Here is an 18,468-nt window from a genome sequence, read left to right as displayed (position 1 = left end):
CTCTTGACCACCATCAACGCACCGATCGACGGTGGTCTCGATGACGACGAGCGCGTCATCGTCGAGACCGCGGCGGCCTTCGCGGCGAAGAAACTCGCGCCGTTCGCGCTGGAATGGGACGAGACCCACCACTTTCCGGTCGACGAACTCCGCGAGGCCGCCGAACTCGGCATGGGCGCGATCTACTGTTCGGAGGAGGTCGGGGGCAGCGGGCTGCGCCGCCTCGACGGCGTCCGGATCTTCGAGCAGCTCGCCTACGCCGACCCGGCAGTCGCCGCCTTCCTGTCCATCCACAACATGTGCACGTGGATGGTCGACAAGTACGGCACCGACGAGCAACGCACACAGTGGGTTCCGGCGCTGGCGTCGATGGAGACGGTGGCCAGCTACTGCCTCACCGAACCCGGTGCCGGTTCCGACGCCGCAGCATTGTCGACCCGTGCGGTCGCCACCGACGACGGCTACGTCCTCAACGGGGTGAAGCAATTCATCTCCGGTGCCGGCGCCAGTGACCTGTACGTGCTGATGGCGCGCACCGGGGGCGAGGGCCCACGCGGCATCTCCGCCTTCCTGGTGGAGAAGGGCACCCCGGGCCTGAGTTTCGGTGCGCAGGAACGGAAGATGGGCTGGCATGCGCAGCCCACGGCGCAGGTGATCCTCGACGACGTGCACGTCCCGGCGGCCAACCTGCTCGGCGGCACCGAGGGCATCGGCTTCAGCATCGCGATGAACGGGCTCAACGGCGGGCGCCTCAACATCGCCGCCTCGTCCCTCGGCGGTGCACAGGCCGCCTTCGACAAGGCGGCGGCGTACGTGGCCGGCCGGAAGGCCTTCGGATCGGCGCTCATCGACGAGCCGACGATCCGTTTCACCCTGGCCGACATGGCGACCGCGCTCCAGGCATCGCGGCTGATGCTGTGGCGTGCGGCGGCCGCGCTCGACGCCGATGCGCCCGACAAGGTCGAACAGTGTGCCATGGCCAAACGGTTCGTCACCGACAACTGCTACACGGTGGCCGACCAGGCGCTCCAGTTGCACGGCGGATACGGCTACCTCACCGAATACGGCGTCGAGAAAATCCTGCGGGATCTGCGGGTACACCGCATCCTGGAGGGGACGAACGAGATCATGCGGGTGGTCGTCGGCCGCTCCATCGCGAACAACTTCCGGGAGAGTTGATCGCGGGTGACGTGACAGTCCCGGCAGCGCAGCACAATTCAGCGGATTTCACAGGTCAGGAGACATTCGGATGACGACGATCGCATTTCTGGGGCTCGGCAACATGGGCGGCCCGATGGCCGCGAACCTCGTGAAGGCCGGACATACCGTGCACGGATTCGACCCGGTGCCCGAGGCGGTGAAGGCCGCAGAGGACAACGGCGTGACGACCTATGCGAGTGCGGTGGAGGCGGTCGGCGCCGCCGAAGTGGTCATCACCATGCTGCCCAACGGGACCATCGTCCGGAACCTCTACGCCGAGATCCTCCCCGCGACCCCCACCGGCGCCCTGTTCATCGACAGTTCGACGATCTCCGTCGACGACGCCCGCGCGATCCACGCGCAGGCCGTCGAGCACGGCTTCGCCCAGGTCGACGCACCGGTCTCGGGCGGGGTGAAGGGGGCCGTGGCGGGCACGCTCGCGTTCATGGTCGGCGGTGAGGACGAGGCGTTCGCCGCTGCGCGTTCGACTCTGGATCCCATGGCGGGCAAGATCATCCACTGTGGTGACGCCGGCGCGGGTCAGGCGGCGAAGGTCTGCAACAACATGGTGCTCGCCGTCCAGCAGATCGCCGTCGGTGAGGCCTTCGTCCTCGCCGAGAAGCTGGGTCTGTCCGATCAGGCGCTCTTCGACGTCATCACCGGAGCCACCGGCAACTGCTGGGCAGTGCAGACCAACTGCCCGGTGCCCGGACCCGTCCCGACCTCCCCGGCGAACAACGACTACAAGCCGGGCTTCGCCACCGGACTGATGAACAAGGACCTCGGCCTCGCCATGGATGCCGTCATGAGCACCGGCAGTCGCGCGCCGCTCGGCACCCATGCCGCGCAGCTGTACAAGGCCTTCGCCGAACAGCATTCGGATCTGGACTTCAGCGCGATCATCACGTCGCTGCACTGAGGGACGATCACCGTCGGTCTCGATACGCCACTCACTCCGTTCGCGGCTACTCGACCGGCGAATTGGGTAATGGATCGCTGGTCGAGTAGCGACGAGTGAGCGCAGCGAGCACGGCGCGTATCGAGACCGCCGACTCAGAAGTCCCCGGCGTGATGGCGGAGGGATTGGATCGCGGTGACCAGGCCGTTCACCTGGCCGTCGGTCATGCCCACGTCGGCGAAGACCTCGCGATTGAGGGTGGTGGTGGCGTCCTCGACGGTCGAGCGGCCCAGGTCGGTGATCTCGACGAGGGTGGTGCGGCCGTCGGTGGGGTGGGGGACCCGGCGGACGAGGTCGGTTTCCTCCAGGCGGCGGATCGCGTGGGTGACACTGGTGACGTGCACCTGGAGGCGGACGCTGGCCTTGGTGATGGGCAGTGAGCCGCGTCGCGAGAAGGCCAGCAGCCGAAGCAATTCGAAGCGCGAGAAGGTCAGATCGTATGGCCGCAGCGCGGCTTCGACGCGGGCGAGCAGGATCTGGTGGGCCCGCATGATCGAGGTCACCGCGACCATGCCGTCGGCCACGTCTCCCCACCCTGCCTCGGCCCAATTGTCCCGCGCCTGCGCGATCGGGTCGAAATCCATACTGCGGCCCATGGTGATCAGCATAGTCGGTGCGACCACACGGTCCCGGCGGACATCGGAGTCCGTGTCGGAACGGCTAATCGGCGGGGCTGGTGAGGACGAGGCGAATCGTGCGGACGAGGCTGTCGACGAGTTCGTCGACGGTGTGCCCGCCGAGCTCTCCGTGTTCTTCGTCGGCGCGGAGCATGATGACCGATTCCACCAGCCGCAACGGCAGGAGAGTGCGGGTGTCATCCGCATCCCCGACGGCCGCCGCGGCCAGTGATTCATAGGCCCGTGCGAGTTCATAACGTGCACTGCGGAATTCGGTGAAATGCTGTTCGGCCACCTCGGGGAGCAGGTAGAGCGCTCCGAGATTCCAAGGCGCAGAAGCGAGTTGCTCGATGTCGAAGCGGGCCAGCCGCAGCAGCCGGTCGAGTGCGGGACCGTCGGTGGTGAGGAGTTCACGCGCGCGGACCAGTGACCGGTCGACGGTGGTGGACAGCAGAGCGGCGAGGATGTCGTCCTTGGTACGGAAGTGGTGATACAGCGACGCCTGGCGAATGCCGACCGCCTCGGCGATCTTCCGAGTGGACGTACCGGTATAGCCGTGCCGGACAAACAGTTCGGCCGCGGCATCCAGGATCTCGTCACGCGCACTGTCGCCCGAACGTTTTGGTCCGAGCAGTCGCGGGCGGCCCGGTCCAGACGGAACCGCTCCCACTGTCCGGGGGATGGATACCTGCCCCGTCATGGCATACCTCCCGTGAATCGCGCTGGTCCCTACGTCATCGAGCCTAGGTCAGTCGCCACGTTCGCGCGCTGTCCGGGACTCGCGGTGAGCGGCGGTTAACGAGTTCGTTGCATCGATTATCGGCGCCGAAACAAACCTGTCACCCGACAGAAATTGCGCGACTGTTCCCTGTATCCCAAGGTCGACGACTCAACGGAGAGCGTCGCATCCGCGATCTCATCCGACACTCCCGCTCTGGAGCCCGACACATGACACTCACCGCGCAGCCTCCCGTCGACACCGCCGCGTCCGCCCGCGCCGATGCCGACGACCTCGCCGGCCTCGGCTACGAACCCCAGTTGCATCGCTCGCTCGGCACGTTCGCGTCCTTCGCCGCGGGGTTCTCCTTCGTCTCCATCCTCACCACCATCTTCCAGCTCTTCGGCCTCGGCTTCGGCTTCGGCGGACCGGCCTTCTTCTGGACCTGGCCCGCCGTCTACGTGGGCCAGTTGCTGGTGGCGCTGTGCTTCGCCGAGATCGCCGCCCGGTATCCGATCTCCGGTGCCATCTATCAGTGGTCGCGCCGCATGGGCGGAGAGGTCGTCGGCTGGTTCGGCGGCTGGTTCATGATGATCGCCCAGATCGTCACCGCCTCCGCCGCGGCACTCGCCCTGCAGGTGGTCCTGCCCACCGTGTGGAGCGGATTCCAGATCATCGGCGACGATCCGACGCTCACCAGCCGTTCCGGTGCGGCCAACGCCGTGCTCCTCGGCTCGCTGCTGCTGGTGGTGGTCACCACCATCAACTGCATCGGCGTGCGCTGGATGAGCCGGGTCAACAACATCGGTGTCGCCTGCGAGCTGATCGGTGTCACCGCCGTGGTGCTGGCACTGTTCACCCACGCCCGGCGCGGACCGTCGGTGGTCTTCGACACCGGCCTGCCCGGCCAGCAGCCCGGCTACATCTGGGCGTTCATCGTGTCCGGCCTGATGGCCGCCTACGTGATGGTCGGCTTCGGTTCGGCAGGCGAATTGGCCGAGGAGACCTGCAACCCGCGCCGCGTCGCTCCGCGCACCATCCGGATGGCGCTCACCGTCTCCGCGGTCGGCGGCGGCCTGATGCTGCTCGGTGCGTTGATGGCGGCACCGACACTCGGCGAGGAACTGGCCGCGGGCGGTCTGCCCTACGTGCTCAACTCGGTACTCGGCGGCTTCTGGGGCAAGGTTCTGCTGTGTGACGTCGCGATCGCCATCGTCATCTGCACCCTGGCCATCCAGACCGCCTGCTCCCGACTGATGTTCGGAATGGCTCGCGACAACCGGCTTCCCTTCTCCGACAAGCTGTCCCACGTCAACCGCCGCACCGGTACCCCGATCCTGCCGTCGATCGTCGTCGGCGTGCTGTGCATCGGCGTGCTCCTCGTCAATGTCGGCAACTCCGCGATCTTCGCGACGCTCGCCAGCGTGTGCATCATCCTCATCTACCTCGCCTACCTCGCGGTCACGGCACCGATGCTGTGGCGGCGGCTGCAGGGCTGGCCGAAGGGGGCGGTGACCGTCGATGCGGAGGGACGAAAGCTGTTCACCATGGGGCGATTCGGCATCGTCATCAACGCCCTCGCCGTGCTGTACGGCAGCCTGATGGTCGTCAATCTGGCGTGGCCCCGTGCCGAGGTCTTCGACCCGGCGGGGGAGATGCCGATCCTGCGGTGGGCGGGTCCCATCTGCATCGCGGCGACGATCCTGATCGGCATCGCCTGCTACCCGCGTGGCAAGCAGCACCGTTATCCGTTGGCCGCCAAAGCCGTTTCGCTTCCGAATCCCGCCTGACCCCGACCCGAACCAGGAGGTTCTCATGACCGGCACCCTTGCCGATGCCACCGCCGATTCCACCACGGACACCGGATCCACCGCGGGAGCACGGGCCCACGCCCGCGCCCAGGCCGGTACGATCACCACATCCATGCCCGTGGTCCCCGCCGCCGACTGGCCGGCTCCGCCCGCGGGTGTCGACCCGGCCCTGTTGACGTGGGCGGAGACGGTCCCCGGCGGCCGGTACACCACCAAGGTTCTCGCCCGCGGCACCCGGCTGCGTCTACGCGATGTCGCAGGCACCGCCTGCGCACACCTGATGATGTGGCGGGCCGATACCCCGTGGGAACGCATCAGCGTGGCGGACACGGTGAAGGTGCCGTGGCAGGCATACATGACCGCGGGACATCCTCTGCTCAGCGACCAGGGCCGGGTGCTCGCGACCGTCGTCGCCGACACCTCGGGGCACCACGACGCACTCACCGGAACCACCACACTCGCCCAGAACACCGCGAAATACGGTGCGGGTGAGGTGCATTCGGAGAGCCCGGCCGGGCGAGAGCTGCTCAAGCTCGCGGCCGCGAAACATGGACTGACACCGACGGACGTCGCGCCGACCGTCTCGTTCTTCGCCGGGGTGCGCGTCGAGGACGACGGATCATTCGGCTATCTGGGCAACGCCGGTGCCGGCACCTCCGTCGACCTGATCGTGCATCTGCCCGTGATCGTCGCCGTCGCCAACACCGCGCATCCGCTCGATCCGTCGCCACGATTCGAGACGGGCTCACTAGAGGTGTTGGCGTGGCGGGCCGGCGCCGATCTCGACGATCTGCTCGCCGACTCACCGAACCGTGATCCCGAGTATCGCCGTGCCGTCCTCAACAGCGAGGACGTCCACGACGCTGCCGAAACATCCACCACCGCACCAGGAGACAAGTCATGACGACCGTGCTCGCCGCAGGCGACGAACTGACCGTGGCGCCCGCCGCCGATCTCGCGCTCGTTCCCGGAACCGTCATCGACGACGCCATCATCGGTGCTCGCGCCCCGTGGTCGGGAGTCGTGGCCGTGGGTGATGTCCTCACCATCGTCGACCTCTACGGCAATCAGGCCGTGGACACCCTGTTCTTCGGTGGCAGCGATCATTCGATCCGCTACTCCGCGCAGGCCACCATCGCCGACCAGGGCAACATCTTCCTGACCACCGGAACCGTTGTCCGCGATCAGGAATCGCAACCGATGATGACGGTCGTCGCCGACGAGGTGGGCAATCACGACACGCTCGGCGGTGCCTGCTCACAGGAGTCGAACACCCTCCGCTACGGCCACCACACCAAACATCAGCACGCCTGCGTGGAGAACTTCCTGATCGGCGGTGCCCGGCATGGGCTCGGCAAGCGCGACCTGGTCGGCAACGTCAACTTCTTCATGAACGTGCCCGTCGATCCGGACGGCGCGCTCGGCATCGTCGACGGATTGTCGGCGCCCGGTAAGCGTCTCGCCCTGCGGGCCGATGCCGACACCCTGGTGCTCATCTCCAACTGCCCGCAGATCAACAACCCCTGCAACGGTTTCGACCCGACCGCCGTGCGCGTCATCGTCACCCGCCCCGCCTGAACCGCGAATCCTCAGGAGCACACACTCATGGTTGCCATCTCCGTCCTCCGTCCCGGCCCGATGACCACCGTCCAGGACTGGCCCGGTCGCATCGGCTACTGGAAGGTCGGTGTACCGCCCTCCGGTCCGATGGACGATCTGTCCTTCCGGCTCGCGAACCAGGCCGTCGGCAACCCGGATTCCGCGGCAGGACTGGAGATCACGCTGATGGGTCCCGCCCTGCGCTTCGACGAACCGGTGGTGATCGCGGTGACCGGCGCCCCCGTCGCCGTGACGGTCGACGGGCGTGCGGTTCCGCAGTGGGTCCCTGTTGAGGTGGCGGCAGGGGAGACGGTGGACGTGGGCACCCTCGGATCGCTCGGCATGCGGGCCTACCTGGCGGTCGCCGGGGGCATCGCCGCCGACGAGTATCTGGGCAGCCGCTCGACGTTCACGCTCGGCAGATTCGGTGGGCCGGAGGGACGTTCGCTGGCCGTCGGCGACGAGTTGTCCACGGCGGCAGAACCTGCCGGGTCACCGCGCCGCATCCTCTTCGAGGAGCGGCCGGCCTTCACCAACGCGTGGCAGCTCGCGGTCACGATGGGGCCGCACGGCGCCCCGGAGTTCTTCACCGAGGACGACATCGCCGACATTCTCGGCACCGACTACGAGGTCCACTTCAATTCCGACCGGACCGGCATCCGGTTGATCGGTCCGCAACCGGAGTGGGCGCGCACCGATGGCGGCGAGGCCGGCCTGCATCCGTCGAACATCCACGACAACGCGTATTCGGTGGGCGCACTGGACTTCACCGGTGACACCCCGATCCTGCTCGGGCCGGACGGCCCCAGCCTCGGCGGTTTCGTCTGCCCGGTGACCGTGGTGACCGCGCAGCGATGGAAGCTGGGCCAGCTCAAGCCGGGGGACACCGTGCGTTTCGTTCCGGTCCGCTCCGAGCAGAGCGCGTCGCCCCGGTCGATCGGCCATGCCCGGCGGTCCCACCTCGTCGACGTGCTGTCCCCGGGCGGCGACGTCGACGCCGGGGTCCTCGGACGTACGACGACCGCCGACGGCGAGACCGAGGTCGTGTACCGGCGCAGCGGCGATGACAACATCCTCATCGAATACGGCGACCTCACATTGGATCTCGCGCTGCGGGCGCGAGTGCACGCGCTCGCCGAACGTATCGACGCCGAACGGCCGACGGGTCTGCTCGACCTCACGCCCGGGATCAGGTCGCTGCAGGTGAAGGCCGACCCGGATGTGTGGTCGCAGTCGGCGATGCTCGACTGGCTGCGCGAATGCGAGGAGCAGTTGCCGCCGGCCGAAGACCTGGTCGTGCCGAGCCGGACCGTCGAACTGCCGCTCTCGTGGGACGACCCCGCGACCCGCGAGGCCATCGAACGCTACATGCTGGGCGTGCGTTCCGATGCGCCGTGGTGCCCGTGGAACATCGAGTTCATCCGCCGGATGAACGGCCTCGACTCGGTCGACGACGTCCATCGGATCGTCTTCGGCGCCGACTATCTGGTGCTCGGCCTCGGCGACGTGTATCTCGGTGCGCCGGTGGCGGTTCCGATGGACCCGCGCCACCGGCTGGTGACCACGAAATACAATCCGGCGCGGACCTGGACCCCGGAGAACGCGGTCGGTATCGGCGGCGCCTACATGTGCATCTACGGCATGGAGGGGCCCGGCGGCTACCAGTTCGTCGGCCGGACGACGCAGGTGTGGAATCACCGGCATCCTGACCCGACACCCGGCTTCGATCCCGAACACCCCTGGCTCCTCAGGTTTTTCGATCGCATCAGCTGGTACCCGGTGGGCGCCGACGAACTCCTCGACCTGCGTGCCGATGTCGCCGCGGGGCGCGGGGACAGCTGCCGCATCACCGAGGGCTCCTTCTCCCTCGCCGGGCACCAGCGTTTCCTCGACGACAACGCCGCCGACATCGCGGCCACTCGAGCGGCGATGGAGGGCGCTCGCGCCGAGGAACGGATGCGCTGGGCGCAGGCCGGAGAGTTCGCCGCGCGTCCCGCGGTTCCCGTCGACGCCGAGCGGGTTGCCTGATCAGCCGAGATCCCCCGCGTTTGTCCGCTCCGAGAAATATTTGAAATTGCACACAACCGATCCACTGCCCATGCTTCACTGATCCCGATCACAGCGGATGGCGCTGTCAGGCATTGAGGTTGGGGACACATGGCAGGCACCGGGGACCGGGGAATTCGTCGCGCGCAGAAGGAGGCTCGTCGCCGGGATCGCAAGGAGTCACGGAAGCGTGCGGCCGTCGGCGTCATGGCTGCCGCCACCGTTGCGGCCGTCGGGGCCGGACAGATGGCCGAGCCGGCTCCCGCGCGGGCGATGACGTTGTCGGAGGCGGCCGCGCTCGCGGAGAGCCTCGATCCGGCAGCGGGCATCGGACAGATCGTCGACGGTGCACTGAACAACGGCGCCACGCAGTATCTGCTCGAGCAATGGCGTATCGAGGGATGCGGCACCGGCGGGACCTCCGGTGGTGCTGATTGCTCCCGATCCACGGGAACCGGTGTCGCGCTGGTGCTTCCGGGGAATCTGGAGGTGGTGCCGGACGGACCGTACGGCGTCATCCAGGCGGCGGCGAACAACGCGTTCACGCAGTGGATCCTGGACCTCTTCGATATCGACGCCACGGTGCCCGATGCTCTTCTCCCGGAGGGCAGCGCGACGGTCATCGGCAGCGGATTCCAGTTCGCGGCCGCATCGACCGGCGGCTCGGCGACGGCCGTCTCCTATCTGCCGGTGAGCCTCGCGACCGCCGGCGCCAGTGGCGGCCGCAGCGCGTATGCGTTCGCCATCGTCGGCATGGCCAACGCCTGGACCACCGACGACATCCCGATCACCGTCATGGGCATCGACACCGGGCTCGACATCCCGGGCATCTCCTCGGTCAGCTGCTACGGCGGACTGACCGGCGCGTACGCGGAGGGCGTCGGCGGCTGCGCGAATGTCGCGGGCACCCTCGACGCGCGGCTCGATCTGCGGAAGAGCATCCCGGAATTGCAACTGGGCCTGACGGATCCGACGGCGATCCTCGTCGATCCGGCCGGTGTGTTCGGTCAGGTACTCACGCAGCTGCTGAACGGTCAACCGCTCAGCCTCAGCAAGGATGTCGTTCGCCTCGGCATGGGCGGCGATCGTACGGATGCCTACGGACTGCCGGTTCTGCTGACACTCACCAGTGACTACGGTTCGCAGGATCCGATCACCCTGTCCTGGCTCGGGTCGTCGATCACCTTCAATCCCGAGGTCGAGGTGAACGGTACATCGAAGCCGAATCACCTTGGATTGCCGGTGATCACGCTCGGCACCGTGGATACCGGCGAGTTGGTCCCGGTGCTGACACTGCCGGAGTACCGGCTCCCGTTCGGGTTGCCGGCATTCGGGCCCTACGCAACGCCGTCCGCGCCGTCGACCACCGCGCTGCGGACGACGTCCGCGGCCCCCGAGCCGACGGCGTTGCGTTCGGCTGCACCCGCCGTCGAGGAGGGCGGCGTCGTGGAGGCGCCGGCTCCCGCGCCCACTACTGCGGAGTCCGATGCGCCGGAGTCCGATGCGTCGAGCGACACGAGCGAGGCGGAGGCCGCCGAGGAATACGTCGGCAAGCATCGGGCCTACGAGGGCAGGCATCGTGCCGACGACAGCGCCGACGCGGAGAACGCCTCCGGGGCCGGGGCGAACGACACCGCCGCCGATTCCGGGTCGGACGACTCCGCGGATGGCGGTGACTCGTCGGGTGCCGATGAGGCCGATGGCGGTGGCGACCCGGATTCCGGCGCCGATTCGTCCGGCTCGGAGGCCGGCTCCGATTCGTCGGGCGATTCCGAGTCGTCCTCGTCGTCCGGCGGCTCGGACGGCAGCGCTTCGTAGTCCGCGATCCATGGCGGTCACCGGTCGCGTGGTGGCGAATCCGTAGTCCGCGGCAGGGCCGACCGGACGTGCTCCTTGGCTACAGTGGGAGGCACATCCCTACCAAGGAGACGTCATGGCCATTGACCCCGCAAAAAGCAAGGCGGTCTCGCAGGTCGCCCGGCAGCATCCCGGAATGGCGCTGGCCGCGGTCGCGCCCGGCATCGCGGTCTTCGCGGTCCTGTGGTTGCTGACCAATTTCTGGCTCGCGGTGATCGTCGGTGTGGTCGCCGCCGGTGCCGGTTATTACTTCCTCACCCGGCAGAAATAGGCCGCCTGCGTGTCCACCCGCGTCGACAGCTGGATCTGGGCGATCCGCCTGACGAAGACCCGATCTGCCGCCGGTGCGGCCTGCCGTGGCGGTCACGTGCGCGTCAACGGTGCGACCGCGAAGCCCGCGCAGCCGGTCGTCGTGGGTGACGAGGTCCGGGTGCGGCTGCATGGTCAGGAGCGGATCGTCGAGGTGACGAAGCTGATCAGCAAACGGGTGTCGGCGCCGCTCGCCGCCGAGTGCTACATCGACAACAGCCCGCCGCCCCCGCCCCGCGAGATTCTTGCGAGCGTGCCGCGCCGCGACCGGGGCGCCGGGCGTCCCACCAAACGGGAGCGCCGCGAACTCGACCGGCTGCGGATGTCCGGCGGGATGTTGGTCTCGATGCTGGCCGTCATCGTTCTGCTGCTCTCGGCCTGTTCGGGCGACGACTCCGGTGACACCGGTGGGGGCAACACCCCGGAGCCGCCCGGTAAGGCCGGAGCCGGACCGTTCTTCGGAGCGTGCGGCGGCCTCACCACCGAGGAGGTCATCAAGATCACCACCTTCTCCGGACTTTCCAACACCGTCAACAATGCGTCCGTCTGCGAGTGGGGATCGAGCAACGATCGGACCGGTCCGGTCGCGTCGTTCAACTGGTATCGCGGGTCGCCGATCGGACGTGAGCGCGCCACCGAACAACTCTCCCGGGAGTCCACCAAGGACTTCGAGGTCAACGGCCACAAGGGTTTCATCGCGCACGACGCGGGCATCTGTGAGACCGGCGTGGCGTTCGGTGCGGACTTCTTCGAATGGTCGGTGAGTTCCGGGGTGCTGAATCTCGGCGGTGCACCCGGCCCGACCACCGAACAACTCTGTGACGCCGTCACCGAGCTGTCACGACTGTCCATCGAGCGTGCGTCATGAAGCGCAGACTGCTCCTGCTGCTCGCCTCGTTGACGCTGATCGTCGGTGTGACGGCGGGCTGCACGGTCGACGGTCAGCCCTTCGCGGTGGGCGGCGCGGACGAGCATCAGTCCGGAAACGTCGACACCGACTCGTTCGACAAACTGACCCTCGAATGTCAGGTCGTCTCGCCCGAGAAGGTGGCCAAGGCCGTCGGCGGGGTCGTCGCCCGGGGCACCTTCAACGGCGCCATCTGCCGCTGGCTGGTCGATGGTGCGGTGTCGGCGAACGTCACCTTCAACTGGTTCGAGTGGGGCAACTACAGCGTCGAGAAGGAAGTCGGTCGCAAGCTCGGCTACGAGACCGAGAACATCAAGATCGCGAGCCAGTCGGCCTTCACCCAGCGCGACCCGAAACGTCCCGCGATGTGTGGCGTCACCGCCCGCGCGCCGAGCCGCGGCGTCTACACCTGGTGGGTCGAACCCATGTCGAATGCCGTGCCCGCCGACCCCTGCGCCGCACCGACGAAACTGATGGAACTACTGCTCAACGGCGGACAGTAAGTCAGCGGATGGTGCGGTCGTGGCGTAACCGTCACCGCTCCGGGCTCATTCACGGCGAAAACCCACTCCGGCGGCGTCAGCGGTGACGGTTACGCCGACGACCCGGGCAGCACGGTGACCGTCACGGTCGCCGCGACGACCTTGTCGCCGGGTTCGTCACCGTCGATCAGCATCCACACGAGCAGGCGGTCGTCCTCGCGGACGCGGCGCAGGGTGATCGGGACGCCCGGCACGATGGGCCGAAGGTATTCGATGACGAGCCGGTGCGGACCGTCGATGAGGTCGGGGTGATCGGTCAGCTCGTCCTCGATGGCCTCCAGGTAGGCGGCGTTGTTGAGGTGTTTGAACGGATCGAAGTCGGTGCTGCGCAGAGTGTGCTCGCGGTCGGGCAGTGCGATGCCGGAAGCGTCCGGGGCCTTCTCCGGATTCATCGACTTCCAGCGCAGCCGGTGTTCGTCGTTCATCGAGGACAACATCTCGAAGGCCGCGTCGCTCAGCCTCGACGGCATGCCCTGATCGTTGACGTTGATCCAGAAAGCCTCGGTCTCGATGAGGCCGGGCGCACGTTCGTCGGGGTTGAAGCGGTTGGTCTCATGGTCGGCGGTCAACCGGACGCGCATGTTGGTCCACCGGGTGGACAGGGCGCCGCACCAGCGTTCCGCACGGATCGACGCGGGCCAGGAGAACGGCCGGAGCACGTCGATGACGGTGCGGCGGACGATCCAGAACGGATCGGTGTCACCGAAGTCGGTGGCCTCGATGTTGTCGTTGGCGACATCCTGGAGATAGCGGGCCACCGAATCCAGGCGTACGCGCATCTGCTGATCGACATCACCCGTGCGGACGCGATAATCGACACCGAAGTAACGTGCGTCGGGTTTGCGGTCGCCGAGCGGCTCGACGGGTGTGGGGACAAAAGTCCCGGAATTCGGGGAGGGGGCGGTCACGCCGACCTACTTTCGGGTCACCTGTAGTTTTGAAGCTAAGATACAGTCAACGGCAAAACTAGAACACGTTCCACGTGTCGGGAATCAAGGAAACAGCAGATGGCGCATGTGATCACCAGACCATGTTGCAACGATGGAAGTTGCGTCAGCGTGTGTCCGGTCAACTGCATTCACCCAACTCCGGACGAGCCCGAGTTCGCCACCGCAGAGATGTTGTACATCGATCCGGAGACCTGTATCGACTGCGGTGCCTGTATCGACGAGTGCCCGGTGGAGGCCATTCTCCCCGACGATCAGCTCGAGGCCCGCGACGAGCCGTATCTGCAGATCAACGCCGACTACTACAAGGATCACGACGTCGAGGCCGGGCTGGTGCCGCCGAAGAAGGCCCCCCAGTTGCCCGAGGGGGAATTGCACGTCGCGATCGTCGGTGCCGGCCCCGCCGCCTTCTATGCCGCCGAGGAACTGGTGCGCAAGCCGCAGATCAAGGTCGACATGTTCGACCGGCTGCCCACGCCCTACGGGCTCGTGCGCGCCGGCGTCGCACCCGACCATGCCGCCACCAAGGGCGTCGAGAAGCACTTCGCGTCGACGGCCGGGAAGCGGAACTTCGAATACTTCCTCAACGTCCGCGTCGGCGACGACGTCGACGGCGATTCCCACATCAGCCACGACGAACTGGTCGCGCGGTATCAAGCGGTCATCTACGCGGTCGGCGCCGCGACCGACAAGCGGCTGGGGATCGACGGCGAGGACCTGCCGGGTTCCATCTCCGCCACGGATTTCGTCGCCTGGTACAACGGCCACCCCGACTACGCGGACCTGGACGTCGACCTGTCCTCGGAGAAGGCCGTGGTGGTCGGCAACGGCAATGTTGCCCTCGACGTCGCCCGCATCCTGGTCAGCAATCCGGATGACCTGGCGACGACCGATATCGCGGATCACGCGCTCGCGAAGCTCCGCGAGTCGAACGTCAAAGAGGTCGAGTTGCTGGCCCGGCGCGGAGTCGCGCAGGCCGCCTACACGAACAGTGAATTCCTGGCGCTCGGTGATGTCGACGGCGTCGACGTGGTGATCGATCCCGACGAACTGACTCTCGATCCGGCCACCGCATCGGCGCTCGACGACGACTCGCTGGATTCCACGATCGCCACGAAGATCCGTCTGGCACGGGAGTTCTCGGAGCGGCCGACGACGGACGGCAACCGGCGCATCGTGTTCCGCTTCCTCGTCTCCCCGGTGGAACTCACCGGCGACGGCGCGGTGCGGTCGGTGACATGTGTTCGCAACGAATACGTTCCGGGAGAGCGCGTCTCGGTCACCCCGACCGATGAGCGTTTCGAGATCGAAACCGGAATCGTGTTGCGCGCCATCGGCTATCGCGGTGTCGCAGTGCCGGATCTGCCATTCGACGAGGTGCGCGGGCTGGTCCCGAACACCGACGGTCGCGTCCAGTCCGTCGAGGGTGAGGTGCTGCCCGGCCTGTATGTCGCGGGCTGGATCAAGCGCGGTGCCACCGGTGGCATCGGCATGAACCGCATGTGCGGGCAGGAGACCGCCGAGGCCGTGCTGCTCGATTTCGTCGCCGGGACGCTGCCCACGCCGTCCGCTTCGCGGGACGATGTCGCCGACCTGGTCGCGAGCCGGGGCGCCCGCCGCATCGATCTCGCCGCCTGGAAGTCGATCGACGCCGCCGAACGTGATGCGGGCAAGGCTGCGGGACGTCGCCGCGTGAAGATCGTGACCCTCGGTGATCTCGAGGTCGCCGCCGGCCTGGAATCGGTGCGCTGAGCATGCGCGTCGCACTGCTCTCGTACCGGAGCAAACCGCATTGCGGTGGCCAGGGTGTGTACGTCCGCCATCTGAGCCGGGAACTCGCACTCCTCGGCCACGACGTCGAGATCTTCTCCGGCCAGCCGTATCCGGACCTCGATCAGGTCGCACTGGACGCGGGCGTCACGCTGACCAAGGTGCCCAGCCTCGGCCTGTACGACGAACCGAATCCGTTCCGGACTCCCCGGCCGAGGGAGATCCGGGACTGGATCGACGTCCGCGAGGTCGTATCGATGTGGACGGCGAGCTTCGGCGAGCCGTACACGTTCAGCAAGCGGGTCGCCCGGCTGCTGAAGAAGCGTCGCGACGATTTCGACGTCGTGCACGACAATCAGTGTCTCGGTTACGGGTTGCTGGACATCCAGAAGGACGGCTTCCCGCTGATCGCGACGATCCATCATCCGATCACCCGCGACCGGAGCCTCGCGGTGAAGGCGGCGAAGGGCTGGCGGAAGATCACCGCGTGGCGGTGGCATTCCTTCCTGCGCATGCAGGGTCGCGTGTCGCGTCAGATCCCCGAACTGCTCACGGTGTCGCGCAGCAGCGAGGTCGACATCCGGAAGGCCTTCGACATCCCGGCGGGACGCATCACCACCATCCCGCTCGGGGTGGACACCGCGATCTTCACGCCGTCGGCGCAGCGCGTCCCCGGCCGGATCGTGTGCGTGGCCAGTGCCGATGCGCCCCTGAAGGGTGTGTCCTATCTGCTGGAGGCGGTCGCGAAGCTCAGTGCCGAACGCGAGGTCGAGCTCGTGCTGGTGTCCAAGCTGGATCCGGACGGTCCGTCGGCCGCGATGATCGACGAACTCGCGATCGCCGATCGTGTCCGGGTCGTCTCCGGGCTGGCCGACGAGGAGATGGCCGAACTGATGGCTTCGGCCGAAGTCGCTTGTGTCCCTTCGTTGTACGAGGGCTTCTCGTTGCCCGCGGTGGAGTTCATGAGCTGTGGCACACCGTTGGTCGCCACGCGCGCCGGGGCGATCCCGGAGGTCGTCGGGACCGAGGAGGAGGCGGCGCTGCTGGTGCCGCCGCGTGATTCCGGCAAACTCGCCCAGTCCATCGGGCGGCTGCTCGATGACGCCGATCTGCGTGCCCGGCTGGGCGCGGGTGGCCGTGCACGGGTGGAGGAACGTTACAGCTGGGCGGCAGTGGCCGCCAAGACCGCTGCCCACTACGAGACCGTGCTCGCGCGCGTGGGGCGCTCGGCGAACTGACACCGCCGGGTGTCGACAGAAGGGAAACGCTTGTGCTGACAGTGGATTTCGATCGTCTCCGGGTCGGACCGAACACCAAGGCCATCGACATCGGGGCCGGCCAGGGACGGCACTCGTTCGAGATGTTCCGGCGCGGCGCCGATGTCGTCGCCTTCGATCAGTCCGAGTCGGATATGGCCGAGGTCGGCGAGATGTTCGACGCGATGATGGCCGAGGGACACGTGCCCGACTCCGCCAAAGCGCGCGCCGAGGTCGGCGACGCGTTGCGGCTTCCCTATGCGGACAACAGCTTCGATGTGGTGCTGATGTCGGAGATCCTGGAGCACATCCCGTCCGACGAGGCCGCCATCAGTGAGATGGTGCGCATCCTGAAGCCGGGCGGCCTGGCAGCGGTGACCGTACCGCGGTACTGGCCCGAGAAGGTGTGCTGGTCCCTGTCGGACGAGTATCACGAGGTCGAGGGCGGCCACGTGCGCATCTACAAGGCCTCCGAATTGGCCGACAAGCTCACCGCCGCCGGGCTCGAGGTGACCGACGTGGATCACGCCCACGCGCTGCATGCCCCGTACTGGTGGCTCAAATGTGCTGTGGGCGTGGAGAACAACGACAACCCGCTGGTTCAGGGCTACCACAAGCTGCTGGTGTGGGACATGATGAGCAAGCCGTGGCTGACCCGCGTCGGCGAGCAGATTCTGAATCCCTTCATCGGCAAGTCGGTGGCGCTGTACCTGCGTAAGCCCGCCGAGGCCGCCGCGACGTGACCCCGATGCCCGCGGTGGCGGGAGTGCTGACCGCGGCGCAGGTCGATGCGACGGGTGCGGCCATCGCCGCGATGCAAGAGGATTCGGGAGCGCTGCCGTGGTTTCCGGGCGGTCAGACCGACCCCTGGGATCATGTCGAGTCGGCAATGGCCCTGTCCGTCACCGGCCGGATCGCGGAGGCCGAGGCAGCGTACGACTGGTCGCGGCGGCATCAGCGCGCCGACGGCTCGTGGCCGATCCGGACCGTCATCGGTCACGTCGAGGATCCCAACGTGGACAGCAACTTCTGCGCCTACATCGCGGTGGGGGTGTGGCATCACTACCTGATCACGCGGGACCGCGATTTCCTGGAACGCATGTGGCCGACGGTGTGGTCGGCGATCAACCTCGTCATGCGATACGTACGCCCGGACGGTGCGTTCCGCTGGGGCGGCGACGAGGCCGGGAACATGTTCGCCGAGGCGCAGATCACCGGCAACGCCAGCATCTTCCAGTCGCTCGACTGTGCGGTGCACATCGCGGACGAGATGGATCAGCCGGACCCGGAATGGGTTCGGGCACATGCCGACCTGGGTGCAGCGATCCGGGACCGGCCGGAGATCTTCGAGCCGCCCGGCGAGCACTCGATGGACTGGTACTACCCGATCCTGGGCGGTGCGCTGCGCGGTAGGGCCGGGCAGGAGCACATCGCCCGGCGGTGGGAGGAATTCGTGGTGCCCGGCAAGGGGATTCGCTGCGTCGATCATCGGCCGTGGGTGACCGGGGCGGAAACCTGTGAGCTGGCACTGGCCGTCGACGCCCTCGGGGACACCACCGACGCGGTCCGCCTCATCGAATCGATTCAGCACCTGCGGGATCCGGACGGCTCATACTGGACGGGTCTGGTCTTCGCCGACGGGAAGCGCTGGCCGGTCGAGAAATCCTGCTGGACGTCGGCGGCCGTGGTCCTGGCCGCCGATGCGGTGAGCCGTACGACCCCGGGCAACGGGATTTTCCGGGACGTGCGGCAGACCGCGGACAGTCGTGCCTGACGCTGATCGAGTAGCAGGCGAGCGCCCCCGTTGATCGAGTAGCAGGGGAGTGCCCCGTTGAGCGAGTGGCAGGCGAGTACCCACCCGTTGATCGAGTAGCAGGCGAGCGTAGCGAGTCTGCGTATCGAGATCCCCCTCGACAACCCCTAACCCTGGA

The 18,468-nt window shown here is 67.3% G+C and carries 17 protein-coding genes; 14 read left to right on the top strand and 3 right to left on the bottom strand.

Features of this window, described 5'->3' with window-relative positions; genetic code table 11:
• The first annotated feature begins 3 nt into the window (after positions 1-3).
• Together AC4JJG_RS17875 and mmsB are read left to right on the top strand one after the other, a co-directional pair.
• Entirely contained in the window at positions 4-1,179 is a 1,176-nt protein-coding gene (locus AC4JJG_RS17875; RefSeq protein WP_495401814.1) for an acyl-CoA dehydrogenase family protein, read from the top strand.
• A gap of 64 nt (positions 1,180-1,243) precedes the next feature.
• The gene (gene mmsB, locus AC4JJG_RS17870) at positions 1,244-2,119 is read left to right on the top strand and encodes a 3-hydroxyisobutyrate dehydrogenase (RefSeq protein ID WP_495401859.1); all 876 of its coding nucleotides are present in this window, start codon (positions 1,244-1,246) and stop codon (positions 2,117-2,119) included.
• 134 nt (positions 2,120-2,253) lie between these two features.
• Here mmsB and AC4JJG_RS17865 read toward each other — a convergent pair whose 3' ends face one another.
• Together AC4JJG_RS17865 and AC4JJG_RS17860 are read right to left on the bottom strand one after the other, a co-directional pair.
• A complete protein-coding gene (locus tag AC4JJG_RS17865; protein ID WP_495401858.1) occupies positions 2,254-2,742 on the bottom strand; it encodes a MarR family transcriptional regulator in 489 nt (162 codons plus the stop codon).
• 76 nt (positions 2,743-2,818) lie between these two features.
• The gene (locus tag AC4JJG_RS17860) at positions 2,819-3,475 is read right to left on the bottom strand and encodes a TetR/AcrR family transcriptional regulator (protein WP_495401813.1); all 657 of its coding nucleotides are present in this window, start codon (positions 3,473-3,475) and stop codon (positions 2,819-2,821) included.
• A gap of 248 nt (positions 3,476-3,723) precedes the next feature.
• Here AC4JJG_RS17860 and AC4JJG_RS17855 point away from each other — a divergent pair, with 248 nt between their 5' ends.
• From AC4JJG_RS17855 to AC4JJG_RS17820, 8 genes are all read left to right on the top strand, one after another.
• On the top strand, positions 3,724-5,283 hold the full coding sequence (locus tag AC4JJG_RS17855; protein WP_495401812.1) for an amino acid permease: 1,560 nt from the start codon (positions 3,724-3,726) through the stop codon (positions 5,281-5,283).
• Positions 5,284-5,308: 25 nt separating this feature from the next.
• Entirely contained in the window at positions 5,309-6,208 is a 900-nt protein-coding gene (locus AC4JJG_RS17850; RefSeq protein ID WP_495401811.1) for an urea amidolyase associated protein UAAP1, read from the top strand.
• Positions 6,205-6,882 (top strand): urea amidolyase associated protein UAAP2, encoded by a 678-nt coding sequence (locus AC4JJG_RS17845; RefSeq protein ID WP_495401810.1) that lies wholly within the window; start codon positions 6,205-6,207, stop codon positions 6,880-6,882. Before AC4JJG_RS17850 ends, AC4JJG_RS17845 begins: the two co-directional genes overlap by 4 nt.
• Before the next feature lie 27 nt (positions 6,883-6,909).
• Positions 6,910-8,931, top strand: coding sequence for a 5-oxoprolinase/urea amidolyase family protein (locus AC4JJG_RS17840; RefSeq protein ID WP_495401809.1), 2,022 nt, complete (start codon positions 6,910-6,912; stop codon positions 8,929-8,931).
• A gap of 129 nt (positions 8,932-9,060) precedes the next feature.
• On the top strand, positions 9,061-10,767 hold the full coding sequence (locus AC4JJG_RS17835) for a hypothetical protein (protein WP_495401808.1): 1,707 nt from the start codon (positions 9,061-9,063) through the stop codon (positions 10,765-10,767).
• 115 nt (positions 10,768-10,882) lie between these two features.
• On the top strand, positions 10,883-11,077 hold the full coding sequence (locus AC4JJG_RS17830; RefSeq protein ID WP_495401807.1) for a hypothetical protein: 195 nt from the start codon (positions 10,883-10,885) through the stop codon (positions 11,075-11,077).
• Positions 11,078-11,086: 9 nt separating this feature from the next.
• On the top strand, positions 11,087-11,983 hold the full coding sequence (locus AC4JJG_RS17825) for a DUF3558 family protein (RefSeq protein WP_495401805.1): 897 nt from the start codon (positions 11,087-11,089) through the stop codon (positions 11,981-11,983).
• Complete coding sequence (locus AC4JJG_RS17820) at positions 11,980-12,525, top strand: DUF3558 domain-containing protein (protein WP_495401804.1); 546 nt, start codon at positions 11,980-11,982, stop codon at positions 12,523-12,525. The genes AC4JJG_RS17825 and AC4JJG_RS17820 overlap by 4 nt, the downstream gene beginning before the upstream one ends.
• 89 nt (positions 12,526-12,614) lie before the next feature.
• Here AC4JJG_RS17820 and AC4JJG_RS17815 read toward each other — a convergent pair whose 3' ends face one another.
• Positions 12,615-13,472 (bottom strand): acyl-[acyl-carrier-protein] thioesterase, encoded by an 858-nt coding sequence (locus AC4JJG_RS17815; RefSeq protein ID WP_495401803.1) that lies wholly within the window; start codon positions 13,470-13,472, stop codon positions 12,615-12,617.
• A gap of 99 nt (positions 13,473-13,571) precedes the next feature.
• On the opposite strand from AC4JJG_RS17815, the gene AC4JJG_RS17810 reads away from it, so the two are divergent.
• The 4 genes from AC4JJG_RS17810 to AC4JJG_RS17795 are packed head-to-tail and all read left to right on the top strand — an operon-like array spanning position 13,572 to position 18,311.
• Entirely contained in the window at positions 13,572-15,263 is a 1,692-nt protein-coding gene (locus tag AC4JJG_RS17810) for an FAD-dependent oxidoreductase (RefSeq protein ID WP_495401802.1), read from the top strand.
• Between the two features lie 2 nt (positions 15,264-15,265).
• Entirely contained in the window at positions 15,266-16,519 is a 1,254-nt protein-coding gene (locus tag AC4JJG_RS17805) for a glycosyltransferase family 4 protein (RefSeq protein WP_495401801.1), read from the top strand.
• 32 nt (positions 16,520-16,551) lie between these two features.
• Positions 16,552-17,280 carry a class I SAM-dependent methyltransferase gene (locus AC4JJG_RS17800; protein ID WP_495401800.1) on the top strand — a complete coding sequence of 243 codons (729 nt, stop codon included), beginning with the start codon at positions 16,552-16,554 and terminating at the stop codon, positions 17,278-17,280.
• Positions 17,277-18,311, top strand: coding sequence for a prenyltransferase (locus AC4JJG_RS17795; protein ID WP_495401799.1), 1,035 nt, complete (start codon positions 17,277-17,279; stop codon positions 18,309-18,311). Before AC4JJG_RS17800 ends, AC4JJG_RS17795 begins: the two co-directional genes overlap by 4 nt.
• Positions 18,312-18,468 lie beyond the last annotated feature (157 nt).

The sequence above is a fragment of the Gordonia sp. B8661-1 genome (assembly GCF_059427765.1).
The sequence above is the reverse complement of the archived record's forward strand: the minus strand, read 5'-3'. Positions and strand labels throughout refer to the sequence as shown.

What these genes read in the sequence shown, in the direction of transcription:
- AC4JJG_RS17865 (WP_495401858.1), bottom strand. Translation starts at nt 2,742, where the DNA reads ATGGATTTCGACCCGATCGCGCAGGCGCGGGACAATTGGGCCGAGGCA.
- AC4JJG_RS17820 (WP_495401804.1), top strand. Translation starts at nt 11,980, where the DNA reads ATGAAGCGCAGACTGCTCCTGCTGCTCGCCTCGTTGACGCTGATCGTC.
- AC4JJG_RS17845 (WP_495401810.1), top strand. Translation starts at nt 6,205, where the DNA reads ATGACGACCGTGCTCGCCGCAGGCGACGAACTGACCGTGGCGCCCGCC.
- AC4JJG_RS17860 (WP_495401813.1), bottom strand. Translation starts at nt 3,475, where the DNA reads ATGACGGGGCAGGTATCCATCCCCCGGACAGTGGGAGCGGTTCCGTCT.
- AC4JJG_RS17810 (WP_495401802.1), top strand. Translation starts at nt 13,572, where the DNA reads ATGGCGCATGTGATCACCAGACCATGTTGCAACGATGGAAGTTGCGTC.
- AC4JJG_RS17855 (WP_495401812.1), top strand. Translation starts at nt 3,724, where the DNA reads ATGACACTCACCGCGCAGCCTCCCGTCGACACCGCCGCGTCCGCCCGC.
- AC4JJG_RS17850 (WP_495401811.1), top strand. Translation starts at nt 5,309, where the DNA reads ATGACCGGCACCCTTGCCGATGCCACCGCCGATTCCACCACGGACACC.
- AC4JJG_RS17840 (WP_495401809.1), top strand. Translation starts at nt 6,910, where the DNA reads ATGGTTGCCATCTCCGTCCTCCGTCCCGGCCCGATGACCACCGTCCAG.
- AC4JJG_RS17835 (WP_495401808.1), top strand. Translation starts at nt 9,061, where the DNA reads ATGGCAGGCACCGGGGACCGGGGAATTCGTCGCGCGCAGAAGGAGGCT.
- AC4JJG_RS17805 (WP_495401801.1), top strand. Translation starts at nt 15,266, where the DNA reads ATGCGCGTCGCACTGCTCTCGTACCGGAGCAAACCGCATTGCGGTGGC.
- AC4JJG_RS17830 (WP_495401807.1), top strand. Translation starts at nt 10,883, where the DNA reads ATGGCCATTGACCCCGCAAAAAGCAAGGCGGTCTCGCAGGTCGCCCGG.